The organism is Pseudomonas sp. 05N433 (assembly GCF_056396925.1).
The window spans coordinates 1-611 of record NZ_JBFTML010000147.1 but is presented as its reverse complement, the minus strand read 5'-3'; the positions used below and the strand labels follow the sequence as shown (position 1 = coordinate 611).

General features: G+C 61.9%; 1 protein-coding gene. It reads right to left on the bottom strand.

Annotated elements, in window-relative coordinates:
* Positions 1–611 (bottom strand): DUF5801 repeats-in-toxin domain-containing protein (locus tag AC1DIS_RS30095; protein WP_477781317.1); only part of this gene is annotated, 611 nt, incomplete at both ends.

Below are 611 nucleotides of genomic sequence, written 5' to 3'. Positions count from 1 at the left end.
GCGGTAAAGCTCTGGGTGTCGTTGGTGGCCAGCACCGTTTCATCGACCGTCAGCGTCGGCTCCGTGCCGGTGGTGCTGATGCTCGGTCCGTCATCCTTGAACACCAGGTTCTGCCCGATGTTGAGGGTGGCATGGGCACTGTCRCCGTCCTTGTCGGTGATGGTGGCGGTCAGGGTYACCAGATTATCCGAGGTCAGCGTCTTCGAATCATCCGGATTGGTTGGGTCGGGATGTACCACGGCGCGGATCTGGTCGAGGGTGACGTCACCATTGGCGGCGACGCTGACGGTGAATACCAGATCGTTGCTAATCGCCGTGCGGCCTTCCACGACTGTACCGTTAAGCGACAAATTCACCGCTTGGCCGGTAGCGGTATCGGTCAGCCCGGAGCCGCCCGCTACCACACCCAGTGCATAGGTCAGCGTGCCGGCCCCATCGGCGCCAAAYGCCGARCTGAAGTTGGCGGTAAAGCTCTGGGTGTCGTTGGTGGCCAGCACCGTTTCATCGACCGTCAGCGTCGGCTCCGTGCCGGTGGTGCTGATGCTCGGTCCGTCATCCTTGAACACCAGGTTCTGCCCGATGTTGAGGGTGGCATGGGCACCATGGGCACT